The sequence below is a fragment of the Chryseobacterium sp. CFS15 genome (assembly GCF_031118795.1).
In the GTDB taxonomy this organism is placed as follows: Bacteria; Bacteroidota; Bacteroidia; order Flavobacteriales; family Weeksellaceae; genus Chryseobacterium; species Chryseobacterium indoltheticum.
Genome location: NZ_JAVHYL010000002.1, coordinates 173,466 through 190,506, shown reverse-complemented (window position 1 = coordinate 190,506; position 17,041 = coordinate 173,466). Strand labels below are relative to the sequence as shown.

Here is a 17,041-nt window from a genome sequence, read left to right as displayed (position 1 = left end):
TGGTTTTTAGTCAACAATTAATTTGAATGTTTTAATTACTTTTCCATTCTGGATTAAAGTGATTAGATAAGAACTTTGAATGATTAATGAGCTGCTGTAAAATTTTGAATGATAATCTATTTTTTCCAATTTGACCAGTCTTCCTCCACCATCATAGATACCTATAGATAAGTTTTCCATTTCAGGAAATTTTATGGTGAAGTTTTGACCTTTTTTAACAGGATTTGGATAAAGAATAATTTGACTAAAATCCAATGAAAGTAAATTTTGATCATCTGATGACTCTCCCAAATTCGATTCATTTTCTTTAGTAGATCCTCTTAATGGACTTACTGCAAACGTAAAATATTGATAATTTTCACCTTCTTTAGCCTCGCTAAAGTCAACCTTATTGAAATCTACATAATTTTCATTTTCCACACCTTGCAGCTTCTTAATTTCGCCGGCTGAATTCTTTAAAAACATCCAGTAAACAATAGGTAGTGAATCAGGATTGATTACTTTTTTATCTATCCTGATTTTATACTCATTTTTAGGAATTGTAGAGCCAATAAAATTAATTTTCCAGTTCCTTTCAAGAATCTTGAAATTACCTTCAGCTTTTGTATTCATAGCTTTGTCATCATCAGACCAGATCACGAAATTATTGTGATCAAAAAGACTTGTGTTTTCAGTATTAGTTTTCTTAATATCCGTTTTTCCAATTGTTAAAAATTGATCTTCAACATTAGATGATTGTTTTTGATAGAGTTCATTTCCGTCATCTCTTCCCAAGCCGGTAGGTCTATGTTTGAACTCTTTATGTTTTTCAGGATCCCAAATCACTTTCGCATCACTGCCATAATATTTTCCTCTCTGCAAAGAAATCCCATATTTAATAGACAGGTAAGAGTGAATCTTATTTAAATCCATCGCTTTTGCCTTTCTAGGGATGAAAATCATTTCGTACAGATTCTGATCTTCAAACCTAATCTTCAGGCTATCTGATTTTCCGTCCGATTTTTCAGCGTTACCAATAAAAGAAAATATGCTCGGTCTCTTCTGTATCTTTACAGTCTTTATAGACTCTTTACGTTCATATTTATCATTACTCAAGGATATTCTTTGATCATCATTTTCCCATATTTTTTCATCCTCCTTGAAAGTATGAACAAGACTCAAAGTATGACTTTTATTTTTACTGTGTTTTATATATTTTTTTAGTAACCTGTCTTTAATTCCATAATGAAAGTTGAGCAGGTTTTCATCTTTAGGATTAGCAACTTCGCGAGGAGCTAGAGTAGATTTCTCCCAGATTTGAGCATCAGATCCGACAAGTTGTGAGAAAACATTCGATGAACACATGAGTATGAGTATCAACGTCGTTTTTAAACATAAAAGTTTTGACATAATAGTGATTATGTATTAATATTATTATATGGGATTTTTTAGTAAAAAAGAAGAGAATTCCTAAAAGTTAGGGAAATATTGTATGTTTTGGCTTCATATTATGGTGATTTAGTTATTAGTGTTGCAAAAGTAATAAAATAATTAAGGTAAAGTAATAAAAATATTAAAATATGTTAAATGTAATTTTTTCAGGGTAATTATCGTGTAAAAATAATAGTCTAAAGCGACATAACTTGACGTATTTTTTTCTACACATAATGTATTGTACAATTAAATGGTTGTATTTTGAGAAATTTCCGGTACAACAAAAAACCGTCCGGAGCTCGATAAGATGATTGAACAGTTTAGGAAAGGTGACGAACTTTATGTGTGGCGATTGGACAGATTGGGTAGAAGTTTGAAAAATATTTTGATCTTGTCTTAAGTTTCAGTGATAAAGGCATTATAATAAAAGGTCTTGTAGATGGTGTAGATACTTCAACGATTAATGGTCGTCTGTTTTTAAACCTTATGGCATCTCTTGCCGAGTACGGAAGGGAGTTGATAAGAGATAGAACCTATGCAGGATTGCAATCTGAAAGAGCAAGAGGGAGAACTGGCGAAATACCGAAGGAATACCCTGCAAAAACACTTTCAAAGCCAATCCTTCTGCGTTCAATTTATAAACATCCAACAATGCGTCTGGAAGATATCTATAAACCCTTAGGATTGACCAGGGCAACATTTTATAGGTATGCTAAAATTCTTGATCATCATACTGATCAAGAAATAAAAAAATGGGAATTAAAAAATTATTACTTTTGAAATATTTAATTTTAGAAATGTTTACTATTTGTAACATTTTTCGCATTCAGATTTTATTTATTTGTTATTTTTACAGTCAATATAAATAAAAGCCTGAAACAGTAAATAATATGAGTGACTTTCTAATAGGTATTGGAAAAAGACTAAAAGATATTCGAAAGAAAAACAATCTTACTATAAACGATCTTGCTACTAGAGCAAGTGTCAGCAATGGTTTGGTTTCCAGAATTGAGAATGGACGTACGATTCCCTCATTGCCGGTTTTGCTTGAACTAATCCAGTCTCTTGACATTGATGCCAGTTATTTTTTTGAAGGTGTTGAAAAAAAATCCAATGCAAAATTTATTTTTGTACCTAAAGAAAATCAGCAGGTTATAGAAAAAGAAGTGGAAGCTGAAGGTTTTAAATATATGCATATTTTTAGTAAAAGCCTCCATTCATTAGGGTTTGAAGCAGTATTACTCACCTTGCAACCCAACTCCAAAAGAGATAAAGTAATTACGGATGCCTGGGAATTTAAGTACATTCTTAAAGGTAAAGTGAAATATATTATTGATAATGAAGAAATTGAACTGCAAGAAGGTGATTCACTTTATTTCAATGGAAAATTGCCACACGTTCCGGTCAGTATTTCAGATGAAGATTGTATGATGCTGGTGCTTTACTTTTACTCAGATAAAAGCTAAAAAAACATATAGTTTTCTATTATTTTAAGAAAAAAGTTTACAAATAGTAAAATTCATTCTTTCATATATTTAAGACTGTTCACATAAATTCCATATCCAAAGATCAAACAAAATGAACTGCTCACTGGCAGTTCATTTTTCATTTATTAATACAAACCCATAATAATCAACGTTTTAAATCAGTTAAACATAAAAATTTTAATACAATTTGCGTCTTGAATCCGTAAGATTGAGTTAACAATCATTCATTATTTATTAAATATAAATTAATATCTAAAATTTACATATATTAAAATTATTGAGTTGTTTTGCAATAGAAATTTAATATATGTAAACAATGGGAGCAATTATAAAAAATTCTTTATTTCCTCTTTTTGCCTGCTGTACGATATTCGTATCGGCACAAAAACAAATCGTCACGGGAACAGTTTCAGATAATAACCAGCCACTTCCCGGTGCGACCGTTAAGATCAATGGCAGTTCGAAAATTGTCATTACGGATGTAGACGGAAAATTCTCTGTCAGTGATCTTAAACCAGGCCATTACGATCTGCAATTTACATACATTGGCTACGAACCTCAAAATATAACGGTTGACCTGATCTCAGATCAGTCACTGGATTTGGGAATTATTTCGATGTTTCAGAAACAGAAAAATATTGATGAAGTTGTAGTAATTGGTTCTTTGAAAAACAGTGAAGCCCGTGCACTGAATATGCAGAAAAATGCAATCAATATTTCAAACGTCATTGCTTCAGACGGCATAGGAAAACTACCGGACAGAAATGCAGCAGAAACTGTACAGAGAGTTCAGGGTGTGTCCATCGAGCGTGATCAGGGAGAGGGAAGATTTGTTTCTCTAAGAGGACTTCCGCCATTTTGGGCTTCCACAACCATTAATGGAAACAGACTTCCGACCGCAGAAGAAGAAACCACTTCAAGAGCTACCGCATTCGATTTTTTCCCTACTGAATTGATTTCTTATGTACACGTGAATAAATCGTTCACTCCTGATATGGAAGCAGACGGAATTGGCGGCGGTGTTAATTTTATCACCAAAACTCCTCCGATGAAAACCGAGTTCAGAGGAACTCTAGGAACAGGTTACAATGCAAAATCTGATAAAGGAGTTTATAATCTTGGATTGCTTTACGGAGGAAGAACAAAAGATAAAAAATTCGGATATCTTGTAAATTTTTCACACTTCATCAGAAACTGGTCAACAGATAATTTTGAAGCAAGAAGAAGTGGTGACGAAGGAGTCTTCAGAATGGAACTTCGTGATTACAATGGGGTAAGAAAAACTACAGGAGCCAATGCTGCTTTAGAATATGTATTATCTCCCAAAAGCACGTTATACCTGAAAGGAATGTACGGAACTCTTTCTGATGATGAAACTCATTACAAACATAGAGTAAGGTTTGATAAATTCAGCGCTGCCAACAATACGGCAAGAGTTGAACTTCAGAATATCCATAATTTACTGATCACAGAACTGACTTCGGTTTCTTTGGGCGGAGTTCACCAACTGAACAAAAGCAAAATTGACTGGGATATTTCCTACTATAACAACCTTTTTAAATACGGCAACATTCCGGATAAACAAAATAATTCTTATTATGTGATCAAATACACTCAAAGCGGTGTAGGTATCAATCCGGATTATATTTCAGATAAGGGAAACGGCCCGAGAGCTTATTGGAAGGCAGATGGCGGAAAACTAGATTACAAAGATCCAGATGCCTCATTTGGTTTTTACAGCAACCCCAATTTTAAGATGGATGCTTCTCAGATGAGGTTTACAGATTTGGAGTTTTATAAAGTGTACGTTCAGGAAAAAGATAAAATCGTAGCTGGTTTCAACCACGAAATAAATGTCTCAGATCAATTAACTTTAAAATACGGATTAAAATACCGTGATAAGGAACGTAACGCCCGCTTCTCTGATATTTTTTATAACTGGTCAAACGGAACTGCACCATTATTATCAGATTTCGGTCAGCATATCACAACTCAACCCGGTGCCACGAAATATTTGAGCGAAATGAATGCAAATATAGGAAACACGTTTGGTCCGGTACTTTCAACAGGTGGGATGGATCAGTTCTGGTTCCAGAATCAGGGAAATTTAGCCATCAACAAAACAGATTCTGAAGCGCTTGAATATAATAAGGCATTAGGAAGAAATTTTTTTGTTTTTGAAAAACATGCCGATGCGTACGGCATGGGAACGTATAAAATTAATGACAAAATAACGATTTTAGGAGGATTGAGATTATCGAATACCCATACCAAAGTAAAAGGTTACAATGTTGTTGACGATGTATTGATACCTGTAGAAAATGTCAAAAACTATCTTGCGGTTTTGCCAATGTTGCATCTTAAATACATGATCAACGACAAGACCAATCTACGATTTGCAGCGACACGTACTTTTTCAAGACCCAATTTCGGGGATCTTACTCCGGGTGGAACATACATTGAAGCAGATAATGAGTTTAAAGGCGGAAATCCAAACCTGAACCCCACCTACTCTATCAATCTGGATTTAATGGGCGAATATTATTTCTCTAATGTCGGGATTTTAAGCGGTGGCGTTTTCTATAAATCAATCACAGATCCTATTTTCCAGGATTCTTTTATTGGAAATTATAATGGAATTAATGGTGTACAATTCAGTGCTCCCAACAACGGTAAAGCGGCGTGGTTAGGCGGAATCGAATTGGGGATAAACAGAAGATTTGACTTTCTACCGGGATTCCTGCAATATTTCGGAACACAACTGAATGCAACTTTTATGACTTCTGAAATGGAAAAACCCAGTGGAAGAATGGTGAAACTCCCCTACCAGGCGAAAGAACTGTATAATATCCAGTTGTTCTTCGAGAAAAAAGGATTTAATGCACGACTGGCATACAATCACAAAGGAAAATTTGCGGTAGAATACGCCGAAGAAGATCTTTACGATTCTTATTATGGGAAATACAGTAATCTTGACTTCGGAACTTCTTACCAAATCAATAAAAACATCACCGTTTTTGCAGATGTAAACAACATTCTGAACAAACCTTTGATTTATCATTTTGGAAAAGATGAGCAAAGACCTGAACAGGTGGAATATTACGGTGTAAGAGGAAACATTGGGTTAAAGCTTAATTTCTAAAACTATGATGACTTCTCCATCAAAAAACAATACACTGAGTGTAACTCTGAAAGCGGCCATCGCTGCTTTCGGAGTCTACTTCTGCATGTATGCGTTCAGAAAACCTTTTGCAGTGGCTTCATTCAGTAATCTGGATTTTTTTGGTTTCGATTATAAAATACTGATCATTATTGCACAAGCGGTTGGTTATTTTATCTCAAAATTTATCGGAATTAAATTCATTTCAGAACTGAAACCTCAGAAAAGAATTCTTTTTCTTTTAATTTTTATCGGAGTTGCCGAGCTTGCTTTGTTGGGCTTTGCAGTCGTTCCTGCGCCATACAATATTTTGTTCATGTTCATCAACGGAATTCCTTTGGGAATGATATGGGGAATTGTTTTCTCATATATTGAAGGAAGAAAAACCACCGAAATTATCGGATTATTTCTTTGTTCAAGCTTTGTAGTTTCCTCAGGTGTAGTAAAATCTGCCGGAAAATTTTTGATGGACAGCTTTGGAATCTCGGAATTCTGGATGCCTTTTGTAACAGGTTTACTTTTCATTATTCCACTGATTATTTTTGCCTTTTTGTTGAATAAAATTCCAGCTCCGAATGAAGAAGATATCGCTCTGAAAAAAGAGAGAAAACCTTTGAGTGAAGAAGAAAGAATGTCTCTGGTGAAAAAGTTTTTCCTTCCTTTGGTCAGCATTACGATTCTTTACATTTGCCTGACTGTTTTAAGGGATTTTCGTGATAATTTCAGCCGTGAAATTTGGGATGAGATGAGCGGTTCTGCAGACAGTTCGGTTTTCACTTTGACCGAAGTTCCGATTTCGATTATGGTTTTACTGATTCTCGGTTTTATGGTGAAGGTCAAAAACAACAGAAAAGCCTTTGCTTACTATCACTACATTCTTTTTGGCGGGATTATTTTGGTGGCGCTTTCCACCATTTTATTTCAAAGCAACATTATTTCTCCTTTTTTATGGATGACGATTTCAGGTTTTGGGATGTATCTCTGCTATATTCCATTTAACGGAATTTATTTTGACCGAATGATTGCAGCATTTAAAATTAAAGGAAACGTTGGGTTTTTCATCTATTTCGTCGATGCGTTTGGATATCTGGGAAGCGTTTCGGTACTGTTCCTGAAAAACGTAGGTTCTCAAGACCGATCATGGCTTCACTTTTATATCAATCTCAATTATATCATCGCAGCCACAGTTTTAATTTTTTCAATTATTGCTTTTTTAGCATTCCAAAAAAAACCAAGGTCAAAATCAAATGCTGAGGACGAAGAAACATCACAGGTAATTCGTTTTGACGCTTTTAAAATTTAAAATAATACATATGAATACTCAATATGATTTAATCGTTGTGGGTGGTGGAATTTTAGGAACATTCCACGCTTACCACGCCTTACAGAAAAACCTGAAGGTGGCAATTCTGGAAAGAAATTCAGTTCCACAAGGTGCTACCGTAAGAAATTTCGGACAGGTCGTACCATCCGGAATGGATATCAAATGGCAGAATTTCGGAAAGGAAAGTTTAAACATTTATAAAGATTTACAGTCTAAAGCAGATCTTACCGTAAGACAGAACGGTTCGGTGTATATCGCTTCTAATGAAGAAGAGCTGCAACTGATTGAAGAACTGGCTCAAATCAATAAAAACAACGATTACGAATCTGTAATTCTTTCAAAAAGCGAATGTATTCAAAAGTTCGACGGACTTAGATCTGATTACTGCAAAGGCGGATTGTTCTTTCCGCGGGAGATTTCAGTCGATTCCAGTGAGATGATTATAAAGCTTCATCAATATCTGAAAAGTCAGGAAGGTCTTGATATTTTCTACAATACCACTGTCGTTGAAACAACCGAAAACAATTACCAATGTACCGTTGTAACCGCAGAAGGAAAGAAATTGAATACCTCAAAGATCATTATCTGTGGCGGACACGAGTTTAAGACATTGTATCCCGAAGTTTTTAATGAAAGTGATCTTGAGGTCAGCAAACTGCAGATGCTTCAGACCAAACCACAGGGAATTTATTCGCTGCCGGGAAATATTCTTACCGGACTTTCCATCAGAAGATATGAATCATTTAATGAATGTGAATCTTTTGCTAAAATAAAAAGTAGGGAAGATAAAAATTCATTCGAAAAGAAATTCGGAATTCATATTTTATTTAAACAGGCTTTGGATGGTTCAGTAATCATTGGTGATTCACATGAATATGCAGATGCAAAAAATGCTGATGATCTTGGTTATGATTTAAATATGGAGATCGACGAATTTATGATTAATGAAGCTAAAAAAATAATCGATTTGCCGACCTACGAAATTAAAAGAAGATGGTTCGGAATTTATTCTCAGTGCAAAACAAAAGATATTTTCGAGCACAATGTTTCGCCCCACATTCATATTGTGACGGGAATTGGTGGAAAAGGAATGACCGGAAGCGGCGGTTATTCAAAATTTAATATCAATACAATTTTTTCTTAAAAAATGAACATACAATTATTAGTTCTGGATATGGCCGGAACAACGATCGATGAAGATAATGTGGTGTATAAAACGCTTACAAAAGCCGTTAACGACTATGGCTACGAAGTGACTTTAAATAAAGTGCTTGAAATCTGTGCCGGAATGGAAAAAGCAGAAGCGATTAAAAATTTACTTGAAAATATCGGTGGAAATACGGATGATACTGAAGCCATATTCGAAAACTTTTCAGATGAACTGGCTGTTGCTTATAATGATCTCAACGTAAAACCTATCGATGGGGTTGAAGAATTTATGCTGAAAGTAAAATCTAAAGGGAAAAAAGTGGTTTTAAACACAGGATATACTCAGAAAACTGCACAACAATTACTTTCAAAACTCAACTGGAAGATTGATGTTCACTACGATGCCTTAATCACTGCAGATGACGTTTCTGAAAGCAGGCCAAATCCTGAAATGATTATTCTTGCAATGAAAAAATTCGGAATTACGGATCCGAAAGATGTCCTGAAAGCAGGAGATTCTACTATTGATATTCAGGAAGGAAAAAATGCGGGCTGCGGAATGACTATTGCAGTCCTGAGCGGTGCACAAACCAGAGAACAACTTAAAAAAGCATTGCCCGATCATATTTTAAATAACCTTTCGGAGGCTGAACATATTCTTCTTTAATTACTTCAAAAAAACTGATTACAGAAGGAATTCTGTAGTCAGTTTTAACTCCATTTCAAAATTAAATCTTTAAAATAGTTATTATGAAAACAAAACTTCTTTCTCTATTGGTCATAACCAGCGCATTGATGAGTGCTCAGACCAAAAAAGTCCTGTTCATCGGGATTGATGGTTGCAGACCTGATGTGATGATGTCATCCAACACCCCTAACATCAAGGGATTATTGCCGACATCAATTTACTCTTTAGATGCCATTACCCTGGCTCCGACATGGAGTGGAAACGGCTGGAGTACGATGCTTTCAGGAGTATTACATAATAAACATAATGTACAGGATAACAATTTTTCGGCTCCCAATTTTACAGCTTATCCCGATTTTCTTTCAAGGATTGAAACCTACAATTCAAATTTAAAAACCATCTCCCTGGCACACTGGGCGCCTATCAACAATACAATTATTCAGAATGCAGATGTAAAAACCAACTTCTCAACTGATCTTGCAGTTAAAAATGCAGCGGTTAATGCCCTGCAAAATGATAATCCTGATGTGCTTTTTGTAGATTTTGATGATGTGGATCATGCAGGCCATTCGTACGGCTTTTCTTCGGCTGTACCTCAATATGTAAATTCTATTCAGCTAACAGATACTTATATCGGTGAAATCCTGACGGCAATGAAAAACAGAAGTACGTACAACAACGAAAACTGGTTGGTAGTAGTTACCACCGATCATGGGGCTACAGATACTGCCCACGGTGGAGCCAACCTTTCGGAGAGAGATATTTTTTCCATTTACTCCAATCCATCATTTACGTCTCAGCAAATCAGCAAAACTCAAAGTCAGAATACACCAACCTATAACCGTCTGAATTTTCCTGCAGGAACGTTTGCAAAACCTATAGTTCAAACGGCCTTTAATTTCGGAACCAATCAGGACTTTACGATAGAATTTTGGGTGAAGCCAAATGCCAATTACAGCAGTGATCCAGTATTGATTGGTAATAAAAATTGGAACAGTGGAACTAACAAAGGCTTTGTCATTTCAGGATATTCGGGGCAGACCTTTAAAATGAATATTGGTGACGGAAGTAACAGATTGGATTTAATTGGTGGAAAACTTGTGACGAATCAGTGGAAACATATCGCTGTAACATTCGACAGAGATGGTCTGGCAACAATGTATGACGACGGAGTCCCCGTAACTGTTGGGAAAATGAATACCATAGGGGACATCACTTCAAATTTACCGCTGACCATTAATCAGGATGGAACCAATACATATGGTGTTAATCTCGCTGCCTCATACAAGGACGTAAGAATTTGGAATGCTAAACTATCGAATGAAGCAATTGTTCAGTGGGCAAATCAGGATGTTACAAGCTCGCATCCTTTTTACTCTAATCTTTTAGCAAATTATAAAATGACTGAGGCAACAGGAAATACCTTAACAGATTCAGGACCATTGGGCAATAATGCAACGATTACCGGTTCTCCGACAAGAGATCTTCAGACTTCAGAAACATTTACCATTCAGAATTATCTGAACACACCTAGACAAACCGACCACTTTCCTACTGTACTCAACTGGCTTTGTATCCAGGTAATGACTGCCTGGGGAATTGACGGAACCAACAGAATTCCGACGTGTGATCTTGGAAGCTTAGCCGTAAATGAAGCAGTAAAAAGCAATTCAGAGCTGAAAATCTATCCCAATCCTGCTAAGAACGAGGTAACGGTGAAATTTAAATCAACTGAAAATAAAATCAATCTGCAGATTATTGATTTTTCAGGTAAGACTTTTTTAAATAAAGATGTACAGTCATCCACAGGTGATTACAATGAAAAACTAAACATTTCAGCTCTTCCCAATGCGACCTATTTTGTTGTCGTGAAAGAAGGTACTAAAAGGACACAGAAAACATTGATCAAAAACTAATAGTTAGAATAATTAATTTTTGGAGTACAGACTAGATTTTCGGTCTGTACTTTTTATTTAGGCTAATAAAAAACTTTAGTCTTATATTGATGATTATGATATTTCAATATTATAGATTAATATTTATTTAGATAATTAACTATCCGTGATAATTTTTCAATTGAATCTAATTATCTTTACTTACCAAAATTATTATATGTAAAAATCTATTTTAAATCCAGCTGTTGCATGCGTGATGTTGATTACTTTAACATATTGCAGCAAAACACCGGAGAAGCCAGTAAAAAATATACCCTATTCGAATGTAACGGCAGATACTATAAAGACAAATGCATACTCAACGGATATGGCTGCGTTTATGACCTCCTCCCCGCACTAAAACTATCCCTTATCAACTGATGTACATCCGACAATTTATAATACAGTTTACCACTAATGGTATAATACGGTAATTTTTTGTTAGATCTATAACGTTGTAATGATCTTGAACTGATCTTAAGCAATTGTAAGACATCCTGATTATCGAGCAGTTGCTCTCCATCAATACTGTTCAATTCATTTTCATTATCCTTTAATTTCTCACTCAGGATGTCAAATCTTGTCATGATTCTTTCCATCCATGAAATAAATTCAGCTCTGTCAATATTCATAATACTTTGTTTATTGGTTATAACAAAGTTTTAGAAATAGGGTGAGAATCTTTCGTTAGTTTTTCGTACTACCGAACGATTTAATCATCATGCAAAATTTACAGAAAAGAGATTCCTTAATAATATCTCATTCTTCCTCTAAATTTCGATCGAGATTTTCAGTGAGTAAGTGAAGAAATTTTGTTTTCTCATTTTTGCGATTCTTTATTTCAGATATCGTTTTATAGAAGTTACCGAGGTCAATTTTCAAACTTTTCTCCACAGACTTTACAATTTCACTGAGTTCAATATTCCCGCCGTTAAATGCGTGAGTAAGATGAAGCGAATATAGTAGTTCAACAAGGGAAGATTTGGAAGCAGTCCAGATAAGAGGATCTTTCTTCATGCTTAAGTTTTCGGCTCTGCGATCATCCAATTCTTCGATTTTTTGGAGAAGAAATACTTCGAGTCGATCATTTGCTATAATTTGTGATACGAGATGATCATGAGAAGTTCTAAACTTTTCATCGAGATCATATAATGAGGATTCAATTTTGGTTTTGACATCAAATTGATTTCTGACGAAATATTTAAAGTCTAAATATGCTGCCCTTCTTCGGTAATATTCATAAAATTCTCTGTTATGCTCATAAAAATTTTTCAGAGACAAGATCTCATAATCGTAGTATTCCTTAAGCGCAACTTTACCTGCATTAGGTTTTGCTACCTCAACCGAAAGTAATCTGGTGTGATAAATAAACTGAGAGATAAATAACGGTTTTAACTCTTTAAAGAAATAAACTTCATCCGCCAGACTGGCAAACTTAAAACGTATCGCTCTTGATTTCAATTTTCTAACTGCCTCATCAATTTCGATCAGCGATCTTTCATGCATCGCAATTGGATCTGTTTTATAACTGAATTCCAATTCTGTTAACACTTTTTGAAGATCTGTATAAAGCTCGTCACACTCGCTGAAAAACAATTTTGCATCCATATATCTGAAATATAATCCAAATTAGAAATAAATTTGGTAATAGATCAGCAGCAGGTGAAAAATATTTAATTTTCGTTGGTATTGGATACATCCTTATACTGTAGGATAAAGTCGTTAGGAGAAACACCTTTTATTTCTGTAAAAATTTTAGAAAAATTAGAACGATTGGTAAAACCACATTCAGAGGCAATTGTTTCCACGGAATAACTGCGCCAAACTTTGCTTTCAGCAATCATTTTTGCCGCAAATTCTATTCTTAATGTATTTAAGTAGGTATTAAAATTATTTCCTTTATACTCATTAATGATTGCCGAAAGATAGGTTGTATTAGTTTTAAACTTTTTTGCCAATTTGTTCAGGGTGAATCCTTTTTCCAGAAAGAAACGATGTTCTTCCATGGCCTGGAGCTTGGCTAAAATATCCTGAACAAGTTGTTCAGATAATTTTGGATATACTTTCTCTGGAATACTGTGTTCATTTGTTGAATCTACAATGATCTCTTCGTCACCATCATTCGACTTATCAAGAGTTGGAAGATCTCTACTTTTTTTTCTTTTCAGATAAATGATGTTGCCAATTATAATCAAAGAAAGCAATACAGATCCAACCGTTATATATCCGTAAAAAATCGACTCTTCCAGTTTTTCTTTTGATTCGATAAGATCTTTGGTATCAAATTCTTTAAAAATTTTCCCTGCAAGATATTTAAAGTCTGACGCAATGATTTTGTCAACTTTAAGAAGTTGATTTGTGTAATACAGTTCCTTTTTAATATCGCCCTCTGCACTAGATTTCGCAATCAGTATTTCATATGCTGGTCTGACCTCAGGTAGCACAAACGCGTGAGTAACAAAAACAGAATCAATCCTTTGAAAATTTCGGTACGCTTGTTCAGACTTATTAATTTTCAGTAAGCTTTTCCCTTTGTAAAAATAAATGAGAGAAGCCGATGCAAAATCATTTTTCTTCTCTATACCTGAAAGCGCATTTCTAAAACTTGCGATGGACTCGTTATATTTTCCCTGATGGTATTCAGCAACTCCTTTAGTTTTAAACAAATAACTTCTTTCCAAATAGAAATTAAGATCACCTTCCACTTCTGCCAATCCGCTGTTGATCTTTTTAATGGCTTCATCGTACCTTTTCAATTCATTCAGGCAAATTATACTCTGGTGTAAACTGTTCAGATAACCTTTCTTTAAATTGTATTTTTCATTTGCATACGCAGTATGTTGTTTCCCGCCATAAAACTGTATGCATTTTTCAAAAATTACCAAAGATTGTACATAGTAGCCAAGATATCTTTTTACAACCCCTATGTGATACAAATTTTTAAAATGAAGATATTTATCCTCTGAATGCTCCAAAAATTTCCAGGCTTTGAGATACTCGTCCAGTGCAGGTGAAAATTTTTTATAGTTGAAATAATATACCGTTCCCTTGGTAAGATATGCGCTTCCTAAAATATCGGGATCAGACGTTTGTTCTGCAGCAGTAATTGCACTGTCTGCATAAGCAATTTTATCGTTTTTAGAAAAACTAACCGCATCCCTGTAAGCTTGCGTTAGTTCTCTGTAATTCTTTTCCTTTTTTGCTTGTGAAATATAGAGATTAAGAAATTTGAATGCCCGCTCATCATTTTCCTCATAGTTATCGTATTGAAGTCTGTAATCAGGAAAATTCTGTCCATTATATAAAAGACTACAAAAAGTAAAAATAAAGAAAAGAATCTTCAACATATCAAGACTTATTACAAAGAGTGGATGAATAATTTGGTGTATGATTCAAAATTACACAAATTGAATGTAAAGCAAAATATTATACAGAGCTATCAATTGTCACTTACAATAAGAAACACACAACATATTAATTTACAAAACCTTACAGATCTAATTCAATTGACTTGATTTATAAATTGTCCATGAAAATTTTATAAATCAGGCCAGCATTGGCTTTCAATGACGTCATTTGGCTGCTAAATTCGCTTCAGAATTCTAACACAACAATACACCCGGCCGGGATTCAAACCATTAAATCCCAACATTATGAAAGTTTACAAAATAATTTTAATCCTGATAAGTACGATAACATGTATCATGGCCACTTCCTGTGTGGAAAGAGATTCCGACATCACCAATGAAGCTGATCTCCCGTTTGAAAATCCCAGCCTTATGACAAAATGTGATTCTGCGGACAGTATCGAAATTATTGTTCAGGATCCTCCGCCGAAAGACCGTGATAACTGGAGACTCAACCATAACAACCTTTAAAAACTTCCTATGGCAAAGACCGTTGAATCAGGAAAAATCTGCCCATACAGTGGCATTTGGAAAGTAATGGGAAAACTGACAACAACAGTTCCCATAGCCTCAGGTACTTTAATGCCTGAATACTGTGAAAAAAAAGTACGTTGGATGTTGATCTATGCATGTTAAAGAAATGAAAAATATACTAAAATATCTGCCGAAGGCTGCTGCCTGTTTTTTTATCCTCCTATTTGCTTATGCAGCAATAAGCAAAACATTGGATTTTGAAAATTTCCAGGTTCAGCTTGCCCAATCCCCATTGGTAAGCGCTTACGCCGGTTTCATATCTTACAGTGTAATAGTCATAGAGCTTATTATTGCGGGTTTACTCCTTAGTGAAAGAACCCGGAAAATCGGTCTATATTTATCATTGGGTATGATGGTTTCCTTTAGCATCTATATTTATTTAATTTTAAATTACAGTGATTTTATACCCTGTTCCTGCGGTGGAATTCTGGAAAAAATGTCATGGAATCAACATCTATTGTTTAACCTAGGTTGCGTGATCTTATGCATCATATCTTTATACGCAAACAATGGACTCATAAACCATAGCAGGAAATCGATCAGTTTTAAAATAGGACTAATTTCAATCTTTTCAGCTGGAATTGTCATCTTTCTTTTTCTAGCCTCTGAGCATATTATCAAAAAGGAAAATAACTTTATCCGAAGATTTCCGCACCATGTGATTAGGGAAGATCTAAGCTATGATTTAAAGGTCAACTCGTATTATTTTGCAGGGGCTGTTGATGATACTGTTTATTTGGGAAATACAACATCGCCATTTCTACTTACCAAGATTGATGAAAAGTTGAATTCGACCAAAACAACGTACATCAATCCCAATAAAAAACTTAAATACAGTGCACCCAAAATAACTGTCAGCGGTCAGTCATTTTACCTTACGGACGGCTATGTACCTGTAATTTTCAGAGGACTTATTCATGATCCAAAAGGTTATGCATATCAGATTACTTCCGAAACTCCCTTTTTTGACCAAATAAAGATTATTGATTCTTCAACAATGGTCGTCAGATCACAGAGCAGCATTAACAGTGAAAATATTTTGGGATTAATAAAGCTAAGTTCTCCGGCTGATATCATATTAAAAGATGATGCACTCGAAAAACAAGAGGACGGTATTTTCGATACGGACGGACAAATTCTGTATGACGACAGTGAGAAGAGTATCTATTACTTCTACTATTACAAAAATGAGATTGTAAAATTCGATACTGGATTAAACAGGATTGGCAGGCAAAAAACTATTGCTCAAAATACATCGCACACTCCCGAAATCCACACCCTAAAGGATGGTACCAAGAAAATTGGAGTTCCCTCCCTCCCCAGCAATCAAAATATGATAGCCTATAATGGATTGGTGTTGACAGAATCTAATTTGATGGGAAAATTTGAGCAGGCATCGCAATGGCGCAAAAACAATATTATAGACGTCTACGACCTACGAAAGAATGAATACTGGGGCAGCTTTTACTTACCCAACCCAAAGAAAGAAAAACTACATCAGATGTTGATTCATAAAAACCATCTGTATGTTTTGATAGGAAAAAAAATTGTGAAGTACCGTATTGCGCAGACGTTACTGGATCAATTTAATCAGGGGAAGCCGAAAACCTGAACTTAGAGTAGGCAACCATCATAAATATTTCACACAATGAAAATTTTAAAAACATCATTGCTGCCAGTAGTCCTATTATTCATAGGAGCTGGAAGCGCTTTTGCCACTAATCTGTCAAAAGAAGGAAAAAAAGCTCTTGTACAAGGTCATGTCATCAGAGCCGACCAACCACAACAGCCTTGTCAGGAGGCAGACATCGAATGCCAGGAAGATGGTACGGTCATCTGTACTGTTGATGTAGGTATGGGATCAGAGCCCGTATTCGAAAAAGCAGGTACTTCTTGCGGGAACAACCTGTATTTTAACTAGACATTAACCATTTAACAAGAAGGG

General features: G+C 35.0%; 14 protein-coding genes and 1 pseudogene. 11 read left to right on the top strand and 4 right to left on the bottom strand.

What is annotated here, in order from left to right; all coding sequences use genetic code 11:
* Positions 1-6 precede the first annotated feature (6 nt).
* On the bottom strand, positions 7-1,389 hold the full coding sequence (locus OH814_RS03635) for a T9SS type A sorting domain-containing protein (RefSeq protein WP_308827143.1): 1,383 nt from the start codon (positions 1,387-1,389) through the stop codon (positions 7-9).
* Positions 1,390-1,720: 331 nt separating this feature from the next.
* On the opposite strand from OH814_RS03635, the pseudogene OH814_RS03630 reads away from it, so the two are divergent.
* From OH814_RS03630 to OH814_RS03600, 7 genes and pseudogenes are all read left to right on the top strand, one after another.
* Positions 1,721-2,193, top strand: a pseudogene (locus OH814_RS03630) (recombinase family protein).
* A gap of 110 nt (positions 2,194-2,303) precedes the next feature.
* Positions 2,304-2,879, top strand: coding sequence for an XRE family transcriptional regulator (locus OH814_RS03625; RefSeq protein WP_308827142.1), 576 nt, complete (start codon positions 2,304-2,306; stop codon positions 2,877-2,879).
* A gap of 337 nt (positions 2,880-3,216) precedes the next feature.
* The gene (locus OH814_RS03620; RefSeq protein WP_308827141.1) at positions 3,217-6,042 is read left to right on the top strand and encodes a TonB-dependent receptor; all 2,826 of its coding nucleotides are present in this window, start codon (positions 3,217-3,219) and stop codon (positions 6,040-6,042) included.
* Positions 6,043-6,049: 7 nt separating this feature from the next.
* Positions 6,050-7,363, top strand: a complete 1,314-nt coding sequence (locus OH814_RS03615) for a DUF5690 family protein (protein ID WP_308827140.1) — start codon at positions 6,050-6,052, stop codon at positions 7,361-7,363.
* A gap of 10 nt (positions 7,364-7,373) precedes the next feature.
* Positions 7,374-8,528, top strand: a complete 1,155-nt coding sequence (locus OH814_RS03610) for a TIGR03364 family FAD-dependent oxidoreductase (RefSeq protein ID WP_308827139.1) — start codon at positions 7,374-7,376, stop codon at positions 8,526-8,528.
* Positions 8,529-8,531: 3 nt separating this feature from the next.
* The gene (locus OH814_RS03605; RefSeq protein WP_308827138.1) at positions 8,532-9,200 is read left to right on the top strand and encodes a phosphonatase-like hydrolase; all 669 of its coding nucleotides are present in this window, start codon (positions 8,532-8,534) and stop codon (positions 9,198-9,200) included.
* An 83-nt stretch (positions 9,201-9,283) separates the two neighbouring features.
* On the top strand, positions 9,284-11,137 hold the full coding sequence (locus OH814_RS03600) for a LamG-like jellyroll fold domain-containing protein (RefSeq protein WP_308827137.1): 1,854 nt from the start codon (positions 9,284-9,286) through the stop codon (positions 11,135-11,137).
* Between the two features lie 356 nt (positions 11,138-11,493).
* Here OH814_RS03600 and OH814_RS03595 read toward each other — a convergent pair whose 3' ends face one another.
* From OH814_RS03595 to OH814_RS03585, 3 genes are all read right to left on the bottom strand, one after another.
* Positions 11,494-11,787, bottom strand: coding sequence for a helix-turn-helix domain-containing protein (locus OH814_RS03595; RefSeq protein ID WP_308827136.1), 294 nt, complete (start codon positions 11,785-11,787; stop codon positions 11,494-11,496).
* 127 nt (positions 11,788-11,914) lie between these two features.
* Positions 11,915-12,763, bottom strand: a complete 849-nt coding sequence (locus tag OH814_RS03590; protein ID WP_308827135.1) for an RteC domain-containing protein — start codon at positions 12,761-12,763, stop codon at positions 11,915-11,917.
* A gap of 65 nt (positions 12,764-12,828) precedes the next feature.
* Positions 12,829-14,502, bottom strand: coding sequence for an AraC family transcriptional regulator (locus OH814_RS03585; protein ID WP_308827134.1), 1,674 nt, complete (start codon positions 14,500-14,502; stop codon positions 12,829-12,831).
* A gap of 357 nt (positions 14,503-14,859) precedes the next feature.
* Between OH814_RS03585 and OH814_RS03580 the strand changes: the two genes are divergently transcribed.
* From OH814_RS03580 to OH814_RS03565, 4 genes are read left to right on the top strand one after another with little or no spacing between them, the layout of a single operon-like run.
* On the top strand, positions 14,860-15,033 hold the full coding sequence (locus tag OH814_RS03580; protein ID WP_308827133.1) for a hypothetical protein: 174 nt from the start codon (positions 14,860-14,862) through the stop codon (positions 15,031-15,033).
* 9 nt (positions 15,034-15,042) lie between these two features.
* Positions 15,043-15,198 carry a hypothetical protein gene (locus tag OH814_RS03575; RefSeq protein ID WP_308827132.1) on the top strand — a complete coding sequence of 52 codons (156 nt, stop codon included), beginning with the start codon at positions 15,043-15,045 and terminating at the stop codon, positions 15,196-15,198.
* Positions 15,199-15,202: 4 nt separating this feature from the next.
* Positions 15,203-16,708, top strand: coding sequence for a MauE/DoxX family redox-associated membrane protein (locus OH814_RS03570; RefSeq protein WP_308827131.1), 1,506 nt, complete (start codon positions 15,203-15,205; stop codon positions 16,706-16,708).
* Positions 16,709-16,744: 36 nt separating this feature from the next.
* Positions 16,745-17,017 carry a DUF6520 family protein gene (locus OH814_RS03565; protein ID WP_308827130.1) on the top strand — a complete coding sequence of 91 codons (273 nt, stop codon included), beginning with the start codon at positions 16,745-16,747 and terminating at the stop codon, positions 17,015-17,017.
* Positions 17,018-17,041 lie beyond the last annotated feature (24 nt).